The following is a 19,318-nucleotide window of genomic DNA, read 5'->3' as shown; positions in this document are numbered from 1 at the left end:
CCCCGACTGAGATGTGTCCGCCGACCGGCCCCCCGCCATGACCGCCACCCAAGGGTCCGCCACCAAACAGCCCACCCGGACCGCTCGGCGCACCGCCGCCGCCGCCGGGGACCCCGCCGACCGGCCCCCCGCCATGACCGCCACCCAGGGGTCCGCCGCCGAACAGCCCACCGGGACCGCCGGGCGCACCGCCGCCGGAACCGGGGGTCGGGAGGTGCCCGCCGCCGAGGCCGCCGTCGCCCGGGGGCGAGGCATGTCCTCCACCCAAGCCACCTGGGCCGGTACCGGGAGGCGGCACATGCCCACCACCCGAGCCACCCGTACCGCTACCCGGAGGCGGCACATGCCCACCACCGGAACCACCCGTGCCGCTGCTGGGGGGAGGGGACGAGCCTTGCCCGGGCGGAGTCTGGTGCGGGGGCCACTGCGGGCCCGTACCACCGGTCTGCGGCGGTTCCGGCACGTGCACCGGAGGTTGGGGCAGCACGGACGGGGGCGACACGTGCGGCGGACCCTGAATCACCGGCGGGGTCAGCACCGGGTTGGGGACGGGCACGCGGACTGGGGGCAAGATCACCGGTGCGATCGGCGGGACCACGACCGGAACCGGCACCAGCGGAGCCGCCGGAGCCGGGGCCGCGGGAATGGGAGGGAGGGCCGCAGGCGGCGGAGGCGCCGCCGGTAGCGGCGCGGCGAACTGCGGAGTCATTGGCTTGGGCGCCGCCACCGGCTCGGGCACGTTGAGCTTCGCCGCCGGGGCCGAGGCCTCGACGGGCGCCGGTGCCTCCTGCGTCGGCACGATGAGGTGCTGCCCCGGGGTGGGTTGCAAAGCGATGGTTCCGGTGGTGCGGATGCCGACCGCCAGGGCGATCTCGAGCGCCAACACCGCGCTGATGCCGGCGACCGCCAACGCGCTCCCGATCAGCAGCGCCGGCCTGCGCCGCGGTTCGCTTCCTTCCGGCATGAAGAGCTTCTCGATGAGCACGGTCGGCGAGTCGGCGTCCTCGTCCGGTACCGCGCTGTAGGCCAGGTCGTCGTCGACCGCCTCGGGCTCGAACGGCACGTAGAGGTATTCGGGCAGCGAGTACTGGTCGACGGCACCGGTGCCGGGGTCTTGCGCGTAGGCCAGGGCGGCGGTCGACGAGGCGAACAGCGGCGCGTTGGCTGAGGCCAGCGCGGCGCCGCGGGCCAGCGCCGTCTCCGGCTCCTCCGGCACGCTCACCTCGAGGGAGGTTGCCGTCTGCAGCGCAGGCTTCAGCGGGGCGATGTCGACGCCCGAGCCGACTACCAGCACGCCGTCCGGGGCGGCCTCCAGTTTCTCCAGCCCGGCGATCATGCCGCCGAGCTGGGCGGCGGCCTGGTCGTACGATTCGGCGTAAATCGGTTGCTTGTAGACGTCGGGGATGGAACCGTCAGAGGTCTCGACGACCGCGAGCGTCGCGGTGTCGGGCTCCACGAACATCACTGCGGTTCGCTCGTAACCCATTGCGCCGCCCACGTTTTGGGCCAGCGCCGTGGCCGCCAGAAAGGCGGACACCAACATGACGTTCTCGACGCGGTAAGCGGCCAGCGCGTCGCGCAACGCCGCCGCCTCGAGCTGGTCGGTCCACGTGACACCGATGGACGACACCTCGAGCCCAGCGTCGGCCGCGCCCTCCCGGGTGCCCAGGATCGCGGCGAGCACCTGGTCGGACGCGCTCGCGGTGGCCGCTTCGTCGGCGGCGGAGACGTCGAACACGTCCTCTTCCACGGTGGCGCCGTCGGCGTATTCGCCTTCCAGGACGACCATTTGGATCGATGCCGGTGCCATCGACACCCCAAGCACGATATCCAAGACAACCCCTCCAAAGGTATTGCGAGACGAGCCACGGCTAGGCGGAGGAAAGAACCATGGCTAACTAAGTATCGCGCAGAACGGGGCCGAGGGAGGCTCCCAGAACCTATGTAGACCTTATGAAGTTTTGATAGGACCTCGACGGCGTAGGTCCCCGCTGGCCCTGGTACTTCGACCCAACTTGCGAACTGCCGTAAGGGTGTTCGGCCGGGCTGGTCAACCGCAGGATGCACAGCTGACCGATCTTCATGCCCGGCCAGAGCGTGATCGGCAGGTTGGCGACGTTGGACAGTTCCAGCGTGATGTGACCGCTGAAGCCGGGATCGATGAAACCGGCGGTCGAATGCGTCAGCAGCCCCAGCCGGCCCAGCGACGACTTGCCTTCCAGCCGGCCGGCGAGGTCCTCGGGCAGGGTGAACAGTTCCAGCGTGGAGCCGAGCACGAACTCCCCCGGATGCAACACGAACGGTTCGCCGTCCGCCGGTTCGACCAGCGTCGTCAGCTCGTCCTGTTGCTTCGCGGGGTCGATGTGGGTGTACCGGGTGTTGTTGAAGACGCGGAACATGCAGTCCAGGCGGACGTCGATGCTAGACGGCTGCACCAGCGCATCGTCGTAGGGGTCGATGCCCAACCGGCCGGCGGTGATTTCGGCCCTGAGGTCACGATCGGAGAGCAGCACGCGTTTCTCCTATGTCAAGCCGCTGCCGTTTGGCAAGGCAGAATTCGGTTTTGTTGGTCGGTGTGGAGGTGGTGGAAAACCACTCGGGCGAGTCGGCGTTTGAGGCAGCGCAGGGCTTCGCTGCCGGAGTCCCCAGTGTTGAGGCGGTGGTGGTAGTAGGCCTGGCCGAGGCCGTCGAGGCGGATCTGAGTGACAGCGATGCGGTGTAGGGCGGCGTTGAGTTGACGGTTGCCACTGCGTGTCATCCGGACCCGCCCGGCGGTGTTTCCTGACCACACCGGGATGGGGGCCACACCGCTGTGACGGGCGAATGCAGCTTCGCTTTTGAAGCGCGTGACTCCGGCGGTTTCGCCGATGATCTTGGCCGCGGTGAGCTCGGCGCAGCCGGGCATGGCCAGCAGTGCCGGAGCGATCGCGCGGACACGCTCACTGATCCGTTTAGCCAACGCATTGATGGCCTCGGTGAGGCGGGTGATGTCGGCCAATTCCTCGCGGGCCAGTTCGGCAACTAGACCGGGCTGGGTGGCCAACCAGTCACCGAGCGTCCTGCGGTGTTTGGTCAGATCCAACGACGCCGGTTTCGGCGCCCGGCCCGGATCAAGTTCGTGCACTCTCCACAACAACCGATTGATCGTCGACGTACGTTGCCCCACAAGGTCTTCACGCCGATCCACCAACAGCTTCAACTCCCGCGACACCTCGTCGTGGGAAGCCACCGGAAGATCCGGTTCGCGCAGGTAAGCTCGCGCGACGGCCAACGCGTCGATCGGATCAGACTTGCCCCGGGTACGCGCCGAAGCCCGGGTCTGAGCCATCAACTTCGGCGGAACCCGCACCACCTTCTGATCGGCCGATAACAGATCCCGCTCGAGTCGCGCTGACAAGTGTCGACAGTCCTCGACCGCCCACACCAGCTCGACCCCAAACTGAGTGCGAGCCCATCGAACCGCCTGGCGATGACCCACCGTCGTGGCCGCCACGACCTTCTCACCAACTTTGCGGCCCACCTCATCCACCGCAACGAACGTGTGCGTGCGCTTGTGGACATCGGCGCCAACAACAACCATGGAGGTTGCCTCCTTCACTGTGAGGTGACGGTTGGGCCGGTCGGCGGACACATCTCAGTCGGGGGCGACGCCACGCTCCTATCAAGTCACGCCGGCCGGTCCTTCACACCTGATGCCGACACAACGCGTGACTGCCAACCAAAAGGCGGCAACGAGCCTAAGAGCCAGACACCAGATGATCAGGATCCAACCACCGCAACAAGCGGCAACCTCACCCTGACACTGAGACGAGCCTATCGGCTGCTCGGCGTGGCGCGGTCAGTCGGCGAGATACATCTCCCCACCGTTGGGGTAGCCCCCGCCGGTGGTGGTGACGTGGACGTGGTCGTAGTGCCCCATCCGGCTCGGTTGCGCGCCGCCCGGCGTGTAGTAGACGCCGCGCCAGATCGCGTCCTGGATTCCGAAGCGTTTCGCGTTACTCATCACGTACGCGACGATCTCGTTGCCCAGGGCAATGCCTTCGGCGCTCTGCGGGTTGGGGATCATCACGTCGAGCGCCAAACCGAGCGGATGCCAGGGCAGCGGGTCGGGCCGCACCCCACCGATTTCGTGGATCTGCGGGAATTTGGCGCTGATGCTGCGCGAGACCTGGATCGTTCTGATCTGGAGGCCCTGTTCGGGCGCGAGTCCGGCCGGCAGGAACCGGGAACGCGTGTGGTACCTGGACGCCGCGAGGGGCGCCTCCATGCCCTCGCCGCGGGACACGCCCGACGCCAGCACAACCCCCACCGGTTTTGCCGGCACGATTTCTAAGCAGCACGGTGAAGTGTCGCCAATAACGGGTTGCGCGACGGGGCGGGACACGAAAGGGCCGTCATCGCCAGCCGCCGCGAAGAAGATCGCAGCCGGGGCCAGGGCTCCTGCCAGGAGCAGCGGCGATTTACGCCGCTTCTTGGCTAAGCTGTGCCGACCCACCCCAGGCACATTACGACATGATCACGAAAGAATAAACATCGCTTCCGGAATTTGCGGGTGAGCGGCCCATTTGCTGGGATCTGCATTTGAACACCGGTGGTGAGCTTGGTCGGCCGGACCGCCGCGGGCGGGCCCTGTGCGCCCGACGGATCCGCCCGCGGATGCTAGCCTTCGTTACCGACACCGCCGATGTAGTTCAATGGCAGAACATCAACTTCCCAAGCTGATTTGGGCCGTCCGGGCGGGTCCGCAGCAGATTGTGAAGGTCTGTGACCTGCGGAATGCCATTCATGCAAGTCCACAGCAGTCCGCATTGGTCGTACCCAGTTGTGACATCGTCGTGACATCGAGATTCGCTGGTATTCGTTTGCTGATCTGCCGCCGGAATGACTCTTCAGGAGACCTACTGCAGGGGTGATCTCTCACGACCCGCCTCCCGCGTGCCGCCACTAGCCGATACACCTACGCAGCCAACCAAGCAACTTCCAACACATACCGATGGCGCCCGAGGCGACGTCCAACGCTGAATGCGTATCGGTTGCAGGGTCGGGATCGCTTTCGAAGAATTCGACGTGGGCGAGAATCTCATCGCGGATCGGGTTCCAAACGGACGCAGGCGGGATGCCTTCAGGTCCGCGAATCAGCCCGTGGGCTTGACCAAGGTGGGGGCTGTTCGGGTCGGCGGCCGCGATGACCCCGAGTTTCGGTCTGACGTGCCCAGCTGCAAACCGCGCTACGCCATGAGTTTCCCAGTTGCACAGGTGCTTAGTCTTCAGTCTCAGCGCGCGAACCAGTCCATGAATGACTATCGACAGGCCGTCGGGCTCTTGCCTGATGCTGAACGCTGCGGGCTGAGGGCGTCGCTTCCCTGTGATCGGATCGCGCTGCGTCAGAAAGGATGGCTTATCAGGCACACGCCGGTAGAGAAGCTCTGCATCGGTGAACGAAGTGTCATCGTAGTCACCAAAGGCGCCGGACTTGATCACTATCAATCAACGGACGATGCTGCGCCAGTTCGGGTTTTGTAGCTCAACTTCCTTCGAGAACTGATTCAGGCTATACCGGAGATCGTGCAGCGGAAGATCAGAGCCAGCACCCGAATAGGATGTTCCAGCAATGTTTCTGACCGACCACCAGTATCCGGAGGAGGGAAATACCTGGATCGTAATTGCCATTTCGAGCGCCGCCCAGTAGAAAATCAAACCGCCATCTTCAGGCGCAATCGAAGCATCTACAGTGCTTGTTTTAAACAGCACTTCAATGAGTTGTCTACCGCGAGAGGCCATTACGTGATCGATGTAGTGGTCGGCGAGCAACGCGCTGATCGCCGAATGCCCTCGCGTCTGGGCATCGTCGACTACGTGTCCCCTGGATGGTCGCCGCCCCATCGAATGGGGGTGGTGGATCATCCAGCCGCCTTCTTCTTGGAAGTAGAAGTGCATCTTGGCCTTGACGAACTTCGCCTTTTGCGAGGGAGGCATTTTCGTCCAAGGGTCATTAAGGACTGTCATGACTGAGCTCCCCACTTCGCCTTCATTTCGTCACTGAAGCTGCCCTCGAAGGTCTGGTTTTCAAGTTCGTGAGCGGCGTCCAACAGAGCGCGCGCTACTGCGCCCGGATCATCGTCTTTCCGCGATGACGGCGGATCAGCATGTGCGGCAACAGACTTGATGTCGAGTTCGCCGCGCTGCTTCTCCCCTTCGTCGACGTGTATCCCCACGGTCCGCTTCACACCATTCTTTTGGTCAACCCAATGGGCATGAAAACCGATGTAAGCTGGGTCGTCGGCGAGTTGCTTGCTTTGCGCCGCTTCTGTACTGGCCCAACCTGTTAGGTAACCGGTGAGCCAGCGCTCGGCCCCAATGCCTTCCAAGTCGTTTGTGTAGTAACACTGACATCCTTCGACCTCAACCGTGGTACCAGAGACGTCATCTACGATCCGGACGAAGTCGCCGAACTTTGTGATCAGTTCCTCCGCTAGAACTTCATAGCGCGGGTACTGATCGTTGGTCGCATCCGCGTCAAAACGCCACGTCAAAGACACGTGATCGAATTGGAAGGCGATCGTCTGCGACAGCGAGCTGTTGACCAGCTCCACTCTCGGCATCGGCCATGTGATAGTTCCTTCGAAAGGGTCGGTCTCAGGAACGCCTTGGGGTCGCGGTGTCGGCGGAGTCTGTTTGATTCCAGGGTAGTCATCTGACCAAGCCTCGCAGAGTCTGGTTATCAAACCGATGTCGTACTGCAGTGGCTTGACGTAGACGGTGAAGGTGGTCCTGCGAACCGGCGGTCGTTCATAGTGGACGCTACCCCTGCCTACCATCGCGTGCCCCCGCTTACCACCATGCCATTCATCATTCCACAAACCCTCCAAAGGGAGGTATTATGCCGAGCGCCGTGCTATCACGTGTCCACTACCCCCGATCCCCTGGGCTCTAGACCCTGCGCGGATTTGGCTCCCGAGGGCGCGGTCAGAGCGCGAACGCGTAGACGAGGCGACAACTGTGCTGCTTGAGGGCTGCCGCCTTGCCGCGGGCGTGCTCGGCAACACGAGCACAGTCGATCTGTGGGTGGCCCCAGGGCTGCGACGGGCATAAGGCGGTGACGTTCAGCCGAAGATATTCCGGTCGACTGGCCGCACCGTCCACGATCCCGGCGTTCGTAGTTTCGGTCACGCACGCGGCGCTACGCTGATTCCCGTGGCAACACCAGAGGCGATCCAGCGGTGGCGAAGCGTGCTGCTGGACATCGAGAAGCTGGACGGCCTGCCGCGAGGCCACGAGATACGTGCACAGTTGGGCAGGCCGCCGGCCAGCGCCAACTGGCGCGATGTCAATGCAACGCCCATCTACGGGATGGTTCAGGGTTCCCTCACCAGCCTGGTTCACGACTTATGGTCCGTTGATCCACCGACAGATCCCGCACTCACGGCAGTTCTGGAGCCGGTGAGGGACACAGCTATGAAATTCACTCCCTTCAAACCGCTTCTGCCGCAATGGGATCAGTACATTGACACAGTCCGGGCGGCCAGGCAGGCGATGGAATCACAGCAGTTCGGGCAGCCGACTGTCGATGAGATCATCCATGAGATGTTGCTATCTCTCAAGACATCTGTGCTGCTCTCTGGCACCGCAGTGATCGGATCATGGACGGTCATTGCAACTGAAATCGCCAGGCGATACGCGAGTTTCGCGGCCCCCATCACTTTGCCGCTGCGGTTCTATGATGTCGCGTCGAAGGAGATGGTCGATCACCCCTCGCCCACCACGCTCAGCCTGGCGGCGATCAAGGCCATTATCGACCCGGTACGTGACGACGCAGCCGAGTTATCACAGCCGCCCGGCATGAAACAATTTGCAGCGCAGGTGATTGTCGATTTCTACACCGACTGGGAAGAGCATTACCGCGTCCAACTCGCGACAGCCCACCGTTGCGAGAAGTACGACTTTCAGATTAACTACTTCGGCGACCTCGGCAAGCTGCGCCACGACTACGTTCACAACCGAGGTATATGCAGCAACTCGGCTCATTGCGAGACGTTAAACTGGTTTAGCACGGGCGATTTGATGATCCCTACTCCGGCGAACTACCTCCAGCTTCTCACAGAATTCCCTTCCGACGAATTGCGGCGCAGGCCATCTCGCGTCGAAACCGGCCGCGCTCCGGTCAGGGGTTCCGCCAACATTCCAATACTGCGGGAATTCGAGAAGGTCGCTCGCGACGTTCATGGGAGCGTCGGCCCCGCCCTGGACGAGGCGCTGGCGGACTGGACCAATAAGCAGCGGAGGGGCTCATCCGGCGACCAACACAACGCATCGCGGACGTGATCGGGTCATGGCGACCAGCGCGGACCGTCGATGCCGTACCGCGAAACAAGCACCGCCACGGCCGTTACTTTTCGGCGTGGCGAGATCGCCGGATTGCGGTGGGCCGATGTCGACCTGGACGCCAAGACGCTGACCGTAGCGAACAACCGCGTGGCGGCGGGGAGCAAGACGGTGGAGAACGATCCCAAGTCGGAGACGTCGCGCCGGACGCTGCCGCTGCCCGCCCGCCCGGTGTCGGTGCTCAAAGCGGCACGCAAGCGCCAGGCGGCGAAGCGGCTGGCGTTGGGCGGCGCGGGCGGGCCGTGGGAATACGTCGTATGCAACGAGGCCGGACGACCCTACAGCCCCGGCGTGCTGTCTCGGTACTGGCGTGAGGCCGTCGACACGGCAGGGCTGCGGCATATCAAGCTGCACGCCGCCCGGCACACCTGCGCGACCCTGATGCACCTGTCGAACGTGCCGGTGGCGGTGATCGCGGCGTGGATCGGGCACAAGGACACCAGCCTGACTATGCGCCTGTATGCGCACAGCCAGTTTGCTGCTTTGCAGGATGCCGGATCGAGTTGTGTCGCGATGTGACGCTGAACTTCCAGGCCGAGCCCGAAACCTATAGCCTAGCCAGGCATCGCCACGCGAGGTCGCCGTCTACTGCGCATTCTTGCTACGTGCGCGGTCGGGCCTTTAGGAGCGCTGATGCTTTATTGGTCGGGGCTGTCGAACCGGGGGCGGGTATCACTTGGGCTCCGTCCAGCAGAAGGTCTTGTTGTTCATCCGACAGTCTGGTGTTGAGCCAGTTCAGATGTGTGCAAAGACCATCGAGGCTTGGGAATAGGGAGGCCTCGTTGACGGCCAGTCGGTCGAGACGTGCTCGTATCACGGGGAAGCACTGTGCGGGTATGTGTACTCGCTTGATTCTGTCTTTGTATTGCGGAAGTTGGTCCAGCGCGCTGAACTCGTCAAGTTCATTCCAAGCAGTGACGGAGTGCCAACCAGACTGGGCCACGATTCGTGGGTTCAAGTTGGTCGGCTGGAAGAAGCGTGTTTGCGTGACTTCATACGGAGAGCTATCTCGGTTTTCCTTAGGTAAGAAATCTTTTTCTTCCGGCGCGAACATGAACACCGCACCGGGTTCGGCTTCTGCGGGTCCACGAACCGCGAACCAGAGCGCAACCAATGGGTTCGTAGACCAATCGAGCAGTCTCGTAGCCAGGCCGTGATGCCGGGCCAGAGCCAATACATCCCATTCGTCTTTCACATCTCGACTCAGAAAAGGTAGGTACTGCCTGTGGAACGCATCCATCAGAGACTTCTCAATCTGCTTCAGCGTGGATGTTCGGTCGCGTCTGCTTATCCGCGCCAGCGTCGGCTTAAAGTCCCAGCTACTGCACCTCTGCCCTCGGAAGAGGATGTTGTCCTTATTCGAAAAATCGAATGTCGCATCGACGAACGCCGAGATGCTGTCCACGGTCGTGACGTCGTCCGCAGTCTTTTTAGCCATGCCGTAGTGGTACCGCTAGAAGCCGATTTTCGGAGCCTTTTCGCAATCATTTTCAGAGCACTTTCACAATGAACTGCCATCGTGCTCGGATCGCGCTGAACCGGTCCGGACGGATGGGAGGACGCCCGGCGTCACCACGCGGCTGTATGCTTACTCACGGTTTGCTGCCCTGCAAGACGCAGGAGCGAGTTTGGATCGAGTTGTGACATCATGTGACACTGAGGTCCGAGACCAAGCCCGCTGAACAGCGTTTACGCAGGTCAAGACCACCTCGCCGATGTAGTTCAATGGCAGAACATCAGCTTCCCAAGCTGAATACGCGGGTTCGATTCCCGTCATCGGCTCCACGTTGAGCAGGCCATAACACGCCAGTAGTCGGACAAACGCGGACGCTGTGGAACTCCAACTGCGACGACAGCCCTGCGGTCGTCGATAGCCTGCACTGCTGGCCGGAATACGGCCTTGTGAGCGCCGCCTTAAGAGCGAGGGTCCGCCGCCTGCCGACCGGCCACATGCCGCTGCTGTCGATGTCGGTGGAGTTGACGGACCTCATCGTGGAGGCGGCCGACAGCTTGACACCGCTTCGCGAACTGAACCCATCGTCCAATCGCACCTTCGAAGAAGAATGGCAGAAAAATGGTGACTAGCTGTCCGGACGTCTCCACCTCAACAGCTTTGGGCGACAACGGAATATCGTACAGCTATCGACAGTTCGGCAATGTATCCGCATGCCCATTGCGGCTGTTGCAGCACTCCTGCGGCGACCTAGACAATTGGGATCCGGCGTTACTGGGTGCATCGACGGGTAACACGACGTGAAAGCGCTGATGACTGGCGGCACATTAGCCAGCTGGGGTGACTCGAGCGCAGTGATCATCTCGCATCGGTAATTGGCACGTTGTCAAACGCTTTCGGTGATCAGCAATTCGAGACCACCATCGGTGACCTCGACACTGACGCAGGATAGATCGGATACGACGACGTCGGCGTCCACCAATTCGGCGGCGCGGTGAGTGGTCGTGACGGCGAGCACTTGCGCCCCTGCGGCTCGGCCGGCACCGACGCCCGCGGGCGCATCCTCGACCACCAGACACTCCTGCGCCTCGACGCCCAACGCGGCGGCCGCTTTGAGGTAACTCTCGGGGTTTGGCTTGCCGTTCGATACATCCTCGGCGCCGATCAGCAACTTCGGAGTTGGGAGCCGCGCTTGGCGGCATTGGCGGCCAAACCGGCGGAGGCTTCGGCGCCGGTGGCGACGCCGGATGGCAAGGTGAAGCCGCCGGCCATATCGCTGGCGGTAGTCGCGGTGAAGCAGGTGGGCAAATCGGCGGTGGCTTTGGCGGCCAGGTTGGAGCGGGCGGCCAGGTTGGAGCGGGCGGCCAGGTTGGAGCAGGCGGCCAGGCCGGAGGTCGCGGTCAGGCCGGAGCTGGCGGTCAGGCAAGCGCCGAGGGTGAGGCTGGCAGTGGCTTCGGCGGCCGCGTTGGCGGCGGCTACGGCGGTCAGGCGAGTGGCGGCTACGGCGGTCAGGCCGGCGTCCAGGCGAGCGGCGGCTACGGCGGTCAGGCCGGCGGCGGAGCTCAACTCGGCGGCTCGTCGGGTGGCGTCGGCGTCGGCGGCCAGGCCGGCGCCGCCGGAGGCGCAACCCTCGGCACCAGCGGTGGCGCGTTCGGCTCGGGTGGCGGCTCCGCTCTTGGCGGTGCCAGCGGCGCTACCACCGTCGGCGGTGCGGCCGGGGCTCAAGCGGAAGCCAGCTCATTAGGCAATGTCGGCCTGGGCGCTCAAGCCAGCGCCGCCGGAAACGCAGCGCTCGCAGCCAACGCCGGTGGTCACGCCAGCTTCCTGGGCAACGAAAGCGCAGCGCTCGGCGGCAGCCAGCTGACCGGGACCCAGCTGACCGGCGGCCAAGGCGGAATCGCCGCAGGCGGCCAAGGCGGCGCGCACGGCGGCATCCTCAGTAGCGAGGGCGCCGCACTGGGTGGCCACGGCGGCGCTCAGCCGACGGCTCCCTCCGCCGAAACCGGTATGGCAACTCAGGTCGGTGCCAGTGGCGGCGCAGCGGTTGGCGCCGGCACTAACGCGCAGGGCAACATTCTCAGCCACGAGGGCGCTGCGCTGGGTGGCGGCACCAACGTCAGCGGCGGCGGCGCCAGCCACGTCTCCGCAGGCCAAAGCGGCGTCATACACGACAGCGGCCCTGCCGTCACGGCCGGTGGCCACGCGGCGGCCGCGGGCGGCGGCTCCTCTGTCATTCAGAGTCCCAGCGCCCCCGTGCACACGGATCCGGGCGGGGCGGCCGCCGGCCATAGCGCAGCATCGGTGGGAGCGCACTCGGCCCTGCAGGGCACGTCGGCGGCCGCCGACCCGTCCGGCCACGCCGCGTTCGACGCGTCGGGCCAGTCGGCCGCCGATGCCTCGAGTCATTCGGTGTTCGACCACAACAGCTACGACCCGGCGCCATCGCACACGCCGGTCCAAAGCGACCCGATGATGCACCACCCGATGGACCCGCACACCGGGTTCTGATCGGAGGCATTGCCGCGAACCGGTGGGGACCGTACGGGGTTCCCGCCGGGCGGCGGGCATACGGTGTTTCGGAATTCAACGCAGAGAGTAGGGCGGCCCGGTGACTCAGCCTGATGACCCGCGCCGGGTCAACGTGATCGTCGAACTGATCGATCACACCAGCACGATCGCCGACCTCAACGGACGCGGCGACCTCCGTCAGCGGCTCGAGTGGGCCCGCGAACGCATCACCGACCCCCACATCCGGGTGGTGATCGCCGGCCAACTCAAACAGGGCAAAAGCCAGCTGCTCAACTCGCTGCTCAACATGCCCGTCGCGCGCGTCGGTGACGACGAGGCCACGGTGCTGATCACCGTCGTCGCCTACGGCGACCCGCCGTCGGCGCGAATCGTCCTGGCAGGCCCCAATGGCGAACCAGCAACCGCTGACGTCCCGGTCGCCGAGCTGCAGACCGACCTGCGCCAGGCTCCGCAGGCCGCCGGCCGCGACGTGCTGCGGGTGGAGGTCGGTGCGCCCAGCCCAATGCTGCAAGGCGGACTCACCTTCATCGACACACCCGGTGTGGGCGGTCACGGTCAGCCGCACCTGTCGGCGACGCTGGGATTGTTACCGGATGCCGACGCGATCCTCATGATCAGCGACACCAGCCAGGAATTGACCGAGCCGGAAATGCGGTTCGTGCAGCAGGCCCATCAAATCTGTCCGGTCGGGGTGCTGCTGGCCACCAAGACCGACCTCTATCCGCATTGGCGTGAGATCGTCAACGCCAACATCGGACACCTGCAGCGCGCCCGGGTACCGATGCCGGTGCTTCCGGTGTCGTCGCTGTTGCGCAGCCACGCCATCACCCTCAACGACAAGGAACTCAACGACGAGTCCAACTTCCCGGCGATCGTCAAGTTTCTCAGCGAGGACGTGCTGACCCGCCGCAACGAGCAGCTCCGAGACCAGGTTCTTGATGAAATCCGCTCGGCGGCAGAGCATTTGACACTTACAGTGCGCTCCGAGCTGGCCGCCCTCGGCGACGCCGACACCGGTGGGCGGCTCACCGAAGACCTCGAGCAACGCAAACGCGAGGCCGAGGACGCGCTGCAGCAGACGGCGTTGTGGCAACAGCTGCTCAACGACGGAATCACCGACCTGACCGGCGACGTGGACCACGATTTGCGGGCACGCTTCCGGGCCATCACCGAGCACGCCGAGCGTGTGATCGACTCGTGCGACCCCACCCGGCACTGGGCCGAGATCGGGATGGACGTGGAGAACGCCGTCGCCACCGCCGTCGGCGACAATTTCGTCTGGGCCTACCAGCGCGCGAAAACCCTCGCCCAGGAAGTGGCCCGCGTCTTCGTCGAGGCGGGGCTGGGTTCGGTCGCCATGCCCGAGCTCAGCGCGCACGCCATGGGCGCGGACTTCGGGCAACTCAACTCCCTGGCCCGGCTGGAATCCAAACCGATGGGCAAAGGCCACAAAGTGGTGACGGGCATGCGCGGCTCCTACGGCGGCATGGTGATGGTCGGCATGCTGTCCTCGGTCGCCGGGCTAGGGCTGTTCAACCCGCTGTCGGTCGGGGCCGGGTTGGTGATGGGCCGCATGGCCTACAAGGAAGACAGGGAGAACCGCCTGCTGCGGGCCCGCAACGAGGCCAAAACCAACCTCCGGCGTTTCGTCGACGACGTGTCCTTCGTGGTCGGCAAGGAGTCGCGCGATCGGCTCAAGACGATCCAACGCCAGCTGCGGGACCACTACCGCGACGTCGCCAACCAGGCCACCCGCTCGCTCAACGAGTCGCTGCAGGCCACCATCGCCGCCGCGCGGTTGGAGGAAACCGAGCGCGACAACCGAATCCGCGAGTTGGAGCGGCAGTTGAACATCCTGACCCAGGTCACCGACAACGTCGACAAGCTCGCGCCCGAGGTGACACGGGTGTGAGCACCAGCGAGCAGGTCCGCGCCATCCTGGGCGGAACCATTCGCGCCTACCAGGCGGAGCCGGCGTACCGGGAGCGGCCCGACGTCTCCCACGAATTGCACCGCGTCGCCGCCCGGCTCAACGAACCGATGCGCATCGCACTGGCCGGCACCCTGAAGGCCGGCAAGTCCACGCTGGTCAACGCGCTGGTCGGAGAAACCGTCGCGCCCACGAACGCCACCGAGGCCACCCGGATCGTCACCTGGTTTCGGCACGGCCCGACACCGAAAGTCACCGCCAACCATCGTGGGGGGCGCCGTTCTGATGTGCCGATTATGCGCGACGGCGGACTCGGCTTCGACCTGAGCAGGCTGAACCCTGACGACGTGGTCGACCTCGACGTTCAATGGCCCGCCGACGAGCTCATCGGCACCACGATCATCGACACGCCGGGGACCTCGTCGCTGGCGCGTGACGTCTCCGCGCGCACCCACCGGCTGCTGGTGCCCGAGGACGGGATGCCCCGGGTGGATGCGGTGGTGTTCTTGCTGCGCACCCTCAACGCCGCTGACATCGCGCTGCTCAAACAGATCGGTGACCTCGTCGGCGGGGCGACCGGAGCCCTGGGCATCATCGGTGTGGCGTCGCGGGCAGACGAGATCGGCGCCGGTCGGCTCGACGCCATGCTCTCGGCCGAAGACGTGGCCAAGCGGTTCACTCGCGAGCTCACCCAGACGGGCGTCTGCCAGGCGGTGGTGCCGGTGTCGGGGCTGCTGGCGCTGACCGCTCGCACGTTGCGCCAATCGGAGTTCGTCGCGCTGCAAAAGCTCGCCGCGATCGACGCCGCCGAGCTGCACAAGGCCATGCTCAGCGCGGACCGCTTCGCCCGTCCCGACAGCCCGTTGCCGGTGGACGCCGGGACCCGTGGCCGGCTGCTCGAGCGGTTCGGCATGTTCGGCATCCGGATCTCGATCGCCGTGCTCAAAGCCGGTGTCACCGACGCGGCGGGGCTCGCCGACGCGCTGCTGGAACGCAGCGGCCTGGTCGCATTGCGCAGCGTCATCGATCAGCAATTCGCGCAGCGCTCCGACATGCTCAAGGCACACACCGCGCTGGTGTCGTTGCGTCGGTTCGTCGAGGCGAACCCAATCGCGGCCACGCCGCGCATCCTCGCCGACATCGACCCGTTGCTGGCCGACACCCACGCCTTCGAGGAACTGCGCCTGCTTAGCCAACTGCATTCGCGCTCGACGGCGTTCCACGACGAAGAGCTCGCGTCCCTGCGGCGCATCATCGGCGGTTCGGGAACCGACGCGGCCAGCCGGCTGGGGCTGGCCCCCGAGGCGCACCTTGACGCGCCGCGTGCCGCGTTCGCCGCGGCCCAACGATGGCGCCGCCGCGCCGAGCACCCGCTCAACGATCCGTTCACCACCAGGGCGTGCCGCGCGGCCGTGCGCAGCGCCGAAGCGATGGTGGCGGCTTTCGCCGCGCGCGATGGCAGCGTCCGGCCGCATTGATGCGCCGGCACAGACGTGTGAATCGGGTGATAGCGCCGGCCTGCTATAGGTTGGCTGCCGATACATTGTCGTGGCCGCGCATACGCACGCCGGCGGACACCTGAATTGGACGATATGTCAACGGAAGCAAGACGGGCGCTGGGACTGTCGGCCGGGACCGCCAGCCTGGCAGCCATAACGGCCGATCGGGCAGTCACACGCACCTCGGTGCTGACGCTGTACCCACATCGGCCGCCGGAGGTTGGCGTTCCCTCCGAGAACCCCCATCTAGACGAGCCCAGTTTGGTGGTCAGCGATTTCGTCGACCGGGTGGGAGACCCGGTCGCGATCGTGGCCGCCGACGGCTCCACGCATCGCGGCGAGGCGTTGCTCGCCGACGCGTTGCGCGCCATCGCCTACGCCGCGACCGGCGGGCACCCGCTGCCGGAGGCGACGGCCGTGGCCTATCCCGCGCACTGGCGCCCCGCCGCGGTGGACGCGTTGCGCACGGCACTGACCCGGGTGCCTGAATGGTCGGGCGGTTCGGAATCCCTGTCGCTGATCTCGGATGCCGCAGGCGCGCTGACCGCCCTGCAGACCAACCCGGGTCTGCCCATCCGCGGGGTTGTCGCGGTGTGCGACTTCGGCGCCAGCGGAACCAGCATCACCCTTGCCGATGCCACCAACGGCTACCAGCCCATCGGCGCCACCGTGCGCCACACCGATTTCTCCGGGGAACTGATCGATCAAGCCCTGCTTGCCCACATCGTGGCCGATTTGTCGTCCGCGGGTTCCATCGACGTCTCGGCCACGTCGGCGATCGGATCGCTGACCCGGCTGCGCGCCGAATGCCGGGCAGCCAAGCAGCGCCTCTCCGCCAGCACCGCGACCACGCTGCCCGCCGACCTGCCGGGCTTCCGCGGGGATATCCGGCTCACCCGGACCGAACTCAACGAGGCGATCAATCAGCCGCTGGATCAATTCGTCCAGGTTCTACAAGACACCTTGGCGCGCAACGGGATCCGCCCGACCGACCTGGTTGCCATCGCCTCGGTGGGCGGCGGCGCGGCGATCCCGGAGGTCACCGCGCGGCTGTCCGAGCAGTGTCGCGTGCCGGTCATCACGTCACCGCGGCCCCAGCTGGCGGCCGCCACCGCGCCGGCGCTGCGCGCGGCCCGGGGGCCGGCCGACGACAGCGCAACGAAATTGGCCGCGGCGGCCCGCGTCGCGGCGCCACCGCCATTGGCGGAGCCGACCCTGCAGGACGTTGCGCCACTGTCCGCTGCCATGCCCGCATTGGCATGGTCGGAGGCCGACGAAGAATCGGGGCTGTTGGCCCTGGCTGCCAACCCATCCCCGAGCCAGGCGGGTGATGACGCGCTGGCTTCATCCGCCGCGCCGCCGGTTCAGTTCGGCGACGAGACCGGTTACGCCCGGCCCGAGCTACGGTTCGAGGAACAACCCCTTCCCGACGAGACCCGCCCCGCCGACACGGCCTGGTATCGACGGCCACTGGTGCTGGTTCTCGGCGGGGCGGCGGCGGTGCTGGCTCTCAGCGCGGTGATCATGCTGGCTTTGGGCCACGGCTCCACCGGCACACCGGCCACGCCGACTCCCGGCGTCGCCACCACGCCGCAACCATCACCGCCGCCTTCCCCGGAGCAGACGAACCCGGCCCCGGTGCAGCAGGCCCCCGTCCGCACCCGCACCGAACCTCCTCCGCCGGCGCCGGCAAGCACTCAGCCAACGACGACCACGTCCCCGCCTGCGCCGACCACCACCGAACCGCCGCAGACGACGACCGAACCGCCGCCGACCACCACCGCGTCCACCGCGACAACGTCGTCACCGGCACCGCCGCCACCACCACCGTCTACGGACAATCCGCCGACATCGGTTCAGGTACCACCGATTCCGCGCATACCACGGATCCCTGGGATCCCGACCATCCCGCCGATTCCGTAGCTCGGGTCGCGCCCTTGGCGAGACGCAGGCCGCCGCTGCCTGCGAAAAGCGCTTGGGCGACAACATGTCTGTGCAAAACTCGACGACAAATGGCCCTGCTGTTGCTCATTCTCAAGGTCGCGGTGGTCGCCTTCATCGTCGGCGGCGGCGTCGCGCTGATCGTCCGCGGAGTGCGGCGCTCACGGGCCAACAGGCTGACGCCAGGCTGGAGGGGCCGTGGCATCCAGCCCGGTCACGAGGCGTCCGTTCATGGCGCGATGCCGAACACACCACTTCCCGAGTGGGCTTACTGGGACGACGAGGAAGACGAGGACCAGGGCGACAGCCTGGGGTCGCGTAGCTGAATCCGGGCGTCACCCGAGGTAAAGGTCACCTTCGCTGAGCCGCCCCCCGCGCAGCTGAAGCCCCAGCGCAGGGCCGCATTGCCAGCTTAAACCCCCGTGGCCGAATCGTGACCGAGGCGTGGCCAAATGCTAACGCGCCCTTGCGCTTCCGCTGGTCATCGGCGATTTACGATCCTCCTTATTACAACTATGTCAGTTAGAAGGAATCGGGGCCATGCGAGCGGTCGTTCGGTGTGTTCTTGCGGTGGGTGGGATCGCTGTAAGCGTGGTTGCGGGGCCGGCTGGCACCAGCATGGCGGTGGCCAGCCAGCCGCATGAATTCGCGATCGCGTCGGTCCTGCCGGCGCGCGACGCCACGGTGGGCGTGGCCCACCCCGTCGTCGTGACGTTCAACGCGCCGGTCGCGAACCGGCACGCCGCCGAGCGCGCCCTCGGAGTCACGTCGACACCGGCGATGACCGGCAGGTTTGAGTGGCTGGACAACAAGGTCGTGCAGTGGGTTCCGGACCACTATTGGCCGGCGCACAGCACGGTGGCGCTTGCGGTGGATGGCCGGGACACGGAATTCAAGACCGGCCCCAAGGTCATCGGCGTCGCCAACATCACCGACCACACTTTCAAGGTGAGCGTCGACGGAGTCGACGTGGCCCCACCGCCCACTCCGCACCACCGACCGCACTTCGGCGAAGAGGGCATGTTGCCCGCGTCGATGGGCAGGCCGGAGTACCCGACGCCGGTCGGCAACTACACCGTCTTGGCCAAAGACCGCTCGGTGCTGATGGATTCGAGCAGCGTCGGCATCCCCGTCGATGACCCCAACGGCTACATGCTCAACGTCGACTACGCCGTCCGGATCACTAACCGGGGCCTCTTCGTGCACTCCGCCCCGTGGGCTGTCCCGTCGCTGGGACTAGAGAACGTCAGCCACGGCTGCATCAGCCTCAGCCCCGAAGACGCCGAGTGGTACTACAACACGGTCAATGTCGGTGACCCGGTGATCGTCAAGCAAGACCTGTGGGAGCGGCCGCCGTCCTGAGTGCGCCTCGCGCTCAACCGCTTTGACCCCATGCCGAGCGTGAAGTTAGCTTCACGCTCGGCATGGCTGTGCACCTAACTTCACGCTCGGCGGGTGGGGGGCTCGCCGGGTGGGCACCCACAAACGAACGGACCCGCTGGTCGAAACCAGCGGGTCCGTTCCCGTCGATGGATGGGACTCAGTGCGCGCCAGGGCCCGGTGACACCGGCTGACCGGGCTGCG

Annotated in this window: 21 protein-coding genes and 1 tRNA gene; 10 read left to right on the top strand and 12 right to left on the bottom strand. The window is 65.7% G+C overall.

The window, feature by feature from the left end; all coding sequences use genetic code 11:
* From A5695_RS30110 to A5695_RS28385, 8 genes are all read right to left on the bottom strand, one after another.
* Positions 1-1,810 (bottom strand): hypothetical protein (locus A5695_RS30110; RefSeq protein ID WP_304442340.1); only part of this gene is annotated, 1,810 nt, incomplete at its 3' end.
* Between the two features lie 130 nt (positions 1,811-1,940).
* On the bottom strand, positions 1,941-2,513 hold the full coding sequence (dcd, locus tag A5695_RS09420; RefSeq protein ID WP_068080277.1) for a dCTP deaminase: 573 nt from the start codon (positions 2,511-2,513) through the stop codon (positions 1,941-1,943).
* Positions 2,514-2,527: 14 nt separating this feature from the next.
* Positions 2,528-3,598, bottom strand: coding sequence for an IS110 family transposase (locus A5695_RS09415; RefSeq protein WP_197515423.1), 1,071 nt, complete (start codon positions 3,596-3,598; stop codon positions 2,528-2,530).
* A 240-nt stretch (positions 3,599-3,838) separates the two neighbouring features.
* On the bottom strand, positions 3,839-4,495 hold the full coding sequence (locus A5695_RS09410; RefSeq protein ID WP_197515422.1) for a hypothetical protein: 657 nt from the start codon (positions 4,493-4,495) through the stop codon (positions 3,839-3,841).
* Between the two features lie 449 nt (positions 4,496-4,944).
* Complete coding sequence (locus A5695_RS09405) at positions 4,945-5,481, bottom strand: hypothetical protein (protein WP_156749549.1); 537 nt, start codon at positions 5,479-5,481, stop codon at positions 4,945-4,947.
* A 6-nt stretch (positions 5,482-5,487) separates the two neighbouring features.
* Entirely contained in the window at positions 5,488-6,006 is a 519-nt protein-coding gene (locus A5695_RS09400) for a hypothetical protein (RefSeq protein ID WP_068080274.1), read from the bottom strand.
* Positions 6,003-6,593, bottom strand: a complete 591-nt coding sequence (locus A5695_RS09395; protein ID WP_156749548.1) for a hypothetical protein — start codon at positions 6,591-6,593, stop codon at positions 6,003-6,005. Before A5695_RS09395 ends, A5695_RS09400 begins: the two co-directional genes overlap by 4 nt.
* Before the next feature lie 373 nt (positions 6,594-6,966).
* Entirely contained in the window at positions 6,967-7,170 is a 204-nt protein-coding gene (locus A5695_RS28385) for a hypothetical protein (RefSeq protein ID WP_156749547.1), read from the bottom strand.
* A 24-nt stretch (positions 7,171-7,194) separates the two neighbouring features.
* Here A5695_RS28385 and A5695_RS09390 point away from each other — a divergent pair, with 24 nt between their 5' ends.
* Positions 7,195-8,322: a hypothetical protein gene (locus A5695_RS09390; RefSeq protein ID WP_068080269.1), complete on the top strand. Its 1,128-nt coding sequence runs from the start codon at positions 7,195-7,197 to the stop codon at positions 8,320-8,322.
* Positions 8,323-8,352: 30 nt separating this feature from the next.
* Complete coding sequence (locus A5695_RS09385) at positions 8,353-8,901, top strand: site-specific integrase (RefSeq protein WP_082945957.1); 549 nt, start codon at positions 8,353-8,355, stop codon at positions 8,899-8,901.
* Positions 8,902-8,983: 82 nt separating this feature from the next.
* Here A5695_RS09385 and A5695_RS27425 read toward each other — a convergent pair whose 3' ends face one another.
* Complete coding sequence (locus A5695_RS27425; RefSeq protein WP_082945956.1) at positions 8,984-9,820, bottom strand: FRG domain-containing protein; 837 nt, start codon at positions 9,818-9,820, stop codon at positions 8,984-8,986.
* Positions 9,821-10,093: 273 nt separating this feature from the next.
* Here A5695_RS27425 and A5695_RS09380 point away from each other — a divergent pair.
* Together A5695_RS09380 and A5695_RS28380 are read left to right on the top strand one after the other, a co-directional pair.
* Positions 10,094-10,167: transfer RNA gene (locus A5695_RS09380), tRNA-Gly, on the top strand.
* Positions 10,168-10,284: 117 nt separating this feature from the next.
* Complete coding sequence (locus A5695_RS28380) at positions 10,285-10,467, top strand: hypothetical protein (RefSeq protein ID WP_156749546.1); 183 nt, start codon at positions 10,285-10,287, stop codon at positions 10,465-10,467.
* 254 nt (positions 10,468-10,721) lie between these two features.
* On the opposite strand, the gene A5695_RS09375 is transcribed toward A5695_RS28380, so the two are convergent.
* Genes A5695_RS09375 through A5695_RS09370 form a run of 3 tightly spaced genes read right to left on the bottom strand, consistent with a single transcriptional unit; the run spans position 10,722 to position 11,761 of the window.
* Complete coding sequence (locus A5695_RS09375) at positions 10,722-11,006, bottom strand: HAD-IA family hydrolase (RefSeq protein WP_231974776.1); 285 nt, start codon at positions 11,004-11,006, stop codon at positions 10,722-10,724.
* Positions 11,000-11,560: a hypothetical protein gene (locus A5695_RS28985; protein ID WP_197515424.1), complete on the bottom strand. Its 561-nt coding sequence runs from the start codon at positions 11,558-11,560 to the stop codon at positions 11,000-11,002. Before A5695_RS28985 ends, A5695_RS09375 begins: the two co-directional genes overlap by 7 nt.
* Positions 11,561-11,575: 15 nt before the next feature.
* Complete coding sequence (locus A5695_RS09370; RefSeq protein ID WP_156749545.1) at positions 11,576-11,761, bottom strand: hypothetical protein; 186 nt, start codon at positions 11,759-11,761, stop codon at positions 11,576-11,578.
* Positions 11,762-11,842: 81 nt separating this feature from the next.
* On the opposite strand from A5695_RS09370, the gene A5695_RS09365 reads away from it, so the two are divergent.
* The 6 genes from A5695_RS09365 to A5695_RS09340 all read left to right on the top strand — a co-directional run bounded on the left by A5695_RS09365 (position 11,843) and on the right by A5695_RS09340 (position 19,096).
* Entirely contained in the window at positions 11,843-12,343 is a 501-nt protein-coding gene (locus A5695_RS09365) for a hypothetical protein (RefSeq protein ID WP_068080265.1), read from the top strand.
* Positions 12,344-12,443: 100 nt separating this feature from the next.
* Positions 12,444-14,276 (top strand): dynamin family protein, encoded by a 1,833-nt coding sequence (locus A5695_RS09360; protein ID WP_068080263.1) that lies wholly within the window; start codon positions 12,444-12,446, stop codon positions 14,274-14,276.
* Positions 14,273-15,772 carry a dynamin-like GTPase family protein gene (locus tag A5695_RS09355; protein ID WP_068080261.1) on the top strand — a complete coding sequence of 500 codons (1,500 nt, stop codon included), beginning with the start codon at positions 14,273-14,275 and terminating at the stop codon, positions 15,770-15,772. The genes A5695_RS09360 and A5695_RS09355 overlap by 4 nt, the downstream gene beginning before the upstream one ends.
* Positions 15,773-15,886: 114 nt before the next feature.
* Positions 15,887-17,716 (top strand): Hsp70 family protein, encoded by a 1,830-nt coding sequence (locus A5695_RS09350; protein WP_068080259.1) that lies wholly within the window; start codon positions 15,887-15,889, stop codon positions 17,714-17,716.
* An 89-nt stretch (positions 17,717-17,805) separates the two neighbouring features.
* Complete coding sequence (locus A5695_RS09345) at positions 17,806-18,060, top strand: hypothetical protein (RefSeq protein WP_068080257.1); 255 nt, start codon at positions 17,806-17,808, stop codon at positions 18,058-18,060.
* A 214-nt stretch (positions 18,061-18,274) separates the two neighbouring features.
* On the top strand, positions 18,275-19,096 hold the full coding sequence (locus A5695_RS09340) for a L,D-transpeptidase (protein WP_068080255.1): 822 nt from the start codon (positions 18,275-18,277) through the stop codon (positions 19,094-19,096).
* Positions 19,097-19,318 lie beyond the last annotated feature (222 nt).

The sequence above is a fragment of the Mycobacterium sp. E1747 genome, assembly GCF_001667775.1.
Lineage (GTDB): Bacteria > Actinomycetota > Actinomycetes > Mycobacteriales > Mycobacteriaceae > Mycobacterium.
This window is presented reverse-complemented; position numbering and strand designations above follow the sequence as displayed.